General features: G+C 71.2%; 3 protein-coding genes. 2 read left to right on the forward strand and 1 reads right to left on the reverse strand.

Annotation, left to right across the window (positions count from 1 at the left end):
- Window positions 1-1,109, reverse strand: a 1,109-nt coding sequence (dusB, locus tag PKH97_RS15770; protein WP_324388562.1) for a tRNA dihydrouridine synthase DusB, incomplete at its 3' end; no start/stop codon positions are given.
- Window positions 1,110-1,213: 104 nt separating this feature from the next.
- Between dusB and PKH97_RS15775 the strand changes: the two genes are divergently transcribed.
- A complete protein-coding gene (locus tag PKH97_RS15775) occupies window positions 1,214-2,092 on the forward strand; it encodes a sugar-binding protein (protein WP_324388564.1) in 879 nt (292 codons plus the stop codon).
- 12 nt (window positions 2,093-2,104) lie between these two features.
- A partial coding sequence (locus tag PKH97_RS15780) for a rhodanese-like domain-containing protein (RefSeq protein ID WP_324388565.1) occupies window positions 2,105-2,521 on the forward strand: 417 nt, incomplete at its 3' end.

A 2,521-nucleotide genomic window follows, 5' to 3' on the forward strand; every position in this document is an offset into this window, starting at 1 on the left:
CCCTCAGCGGGCTCGCCCGGCCAGGGCGCGGCGCGCTCCAGCCCCCCGACCAGGTCGTCCAGCGCCGCGAGCGAGTCCACGAGCGCCAGTCCGTTGCGGATTGCCGACCCCGCCGGGAAGCCCTTGAGATACCAGGCGATGTGCTTGCGAATGTCGCGGCAGCCCTTGACCTCGTCGTCATAGAAGTCCACGAGATAGCCCGCGTGCCGGCGCAGGGTGTCGACGACCTCGCCGAGCGTGGGCTGCGCGCGCTCCGGCCGACCCGCGAACGCTGCGGCCAGGTCGGCAAACAGCCACGGCTGGCCCAAGCACCCACGCCCGACGACCACGCCGTCGCAGCCGGTGGCCGCGACCATGGCCAGCGCGTCCTCCGCCGACCAGATGTCGCCATTGCCGAGCACCGGGATATCGGTCACGGCCTCCTTCAGGCGCGCGATGGCACTCCAATCGGCGACCCCGCTATAAGCCTGCGCGACCGTCCGCGCATGGAGAGCGACCGCCGCAGCTCCCGCGTCGCGAGCCAGGCGCCCGGCGTCGAGATAGGTCTCGTGCTCGGGGTCGATGCCCATGCGCATCTTGACGGTCACGGGCACGTCATAGGGGCTCGCCTCGCGGACGGCCGCCGCGACGATCGAGCGGAAGAGTTCGCGCTTCCACGGCAGGGCACCGCCACCGCCTCGGCGCGTGACCTTCGGGACGGGGCAGCCGAAGTTGAGGTCGATGTGGTCGGCGCGATCCTCGCTGACGAGGATGCGGACGGCGGCGGCGGTCGTCACCGGATCGACGCTGTAAAGCTGCGTCGATCTCGGCGACTCATCGAGATCGTGCTCGATCAGGCGCATTGTCAGCTCGTTGCGCTCCACCAGCGCTCGCGAGGTGATCATTTCGCTGACGTAGAGCGATGTCGCTCCGCTGGAGCGGGCCGTTCCGTACTCCCGGCACAGCCTGCGGAAGGCCCGGTTCGTGATCCCCGCCATCGGCGCGAGCACCACCGGCGAAGTGATCTCGAGCGGCCCGATCCGCAACGGTGGCAACGCCGCGGGCAGGCCGACGTCGCGACGCTCGGGGTGGTCGAGCCGGGCGGTTTCGAGGCGTGCGGTCGTGGACATGGCCTGCCATTCTCCCATCCGGACGACCCTGTCGGGACCCGTGTGTAGGGTGAGCGCGTCCGGACCGACGGGGCCGGAACAAGGTGCGAAGACAGGGGCGGGCGATGAGTCGGCGGTCACCGGCATACGTGTCGATCCTCGGCGCGCTCGCGCTGCTCGCAGCATGCGACGGCTCGGCGGCACCCTCGGTGCCCGCGCCGGTCGGGACGGAAACCAGCACAGCGCCCACCACCCCCTCCGGCACGACATCCACGACGCCTGCACCAGCGACGTCGTCAGCAACGTCCGCATCGGTGCCCGACGGCTATCGAGCCGCCGTCCCCGGGCCGACCGTCACCGCCACCAAGGTCGCGCGCGCGCCCCGGATCGATGGCGCCACCGACGACTGGTCCGGCTTCCCGACGTATGCCGTGGACACCCGCGTCGGCGGCTCCCGCTCGGTGAGATCCACAGCGTCCGCCACCTGGCGCCTGGGGTGGGACCGCGACAACCTTTACATCCTCGCGGTCGTCAAGGACCCGACGCTGACCCAGACGCATCCCTTGCGGCCGTGGGCGATCGGCTCGGGCGACAGCGTCGGGATCGAGATCGGGGCTTACACCAATCCCCTTCCCGCGGACCGCCTGGGATCGCGTGACACGCGCATCCTGATCGGCCCGACGGAGTCCGGCGGCACGCTGCGCGCGGTGGCGTATGCCGATGGTGCCGCCTTCGCGACCGGCGGCGTCTGGACGTCCGGAGCGGCTGTGGCCGTCCGCACGGCGAGCGGCTGGCGTGTCGAGGCGGCGATTCCGTGGTCCACGCTCAAAGTCAACGCGCCCGGGCCGACGGCCAAGCTGTCGATGAATCTCCTGCTCGCCGACGCGATCTCGAGCGGCGCTAAGCGCGGATCCCTCGGGTCGCTCTACTCCAACAATCCCCAGCGCATCTTTGCCGGCGCAAAGGCGCGATACGCCTGGGGTCGGCTCGCCCTGGCCGACTGATTGGATGTCGCCATGACGACCCTGATCACCCCGACCGCGCTCGCCGAGCGCCTCAGTCGCGGTGACCGGATCGTGGTCCTGGACGTCCAGTACAACCTCGTCGGCACTCCCGGCCGCGAGCTGTATGCCGTGGCTCACCTGCCCGGAGCCCGCTTCGTCGACCTCGACACCGAACTCGCGGGCCCGCCCGGCGCAGGTGGCCGGCATCCCCTGCCCGACGTCGCTGCCTTGGAAAGGGCCTTGCGCGCCAACGGGATCGACGACTCGTCGGCCGTCGCCGTGTATGACCAGGGCACCGGCCTGGGGTCGGCGCGGGCCTGGTGGCTCTTGACCTATGTCGGCCTCTCGGGCGTGCAGGTCCTCGACGGCGGCCTCGCCGCGTGGGTGGCCGCCGGGCTGCCGGTCTCGGACGGGGTGGCGGCGACTGCG

This window comes from Nostocoides sp. (genome assembly GCF_035343835.1).
GTDB lineage: Bacteria > Actinomycetota > Actinomycetes > Actinomycetales > Dermatophilaceae > Nostocoides_A > Nostocoides_A vanveenii.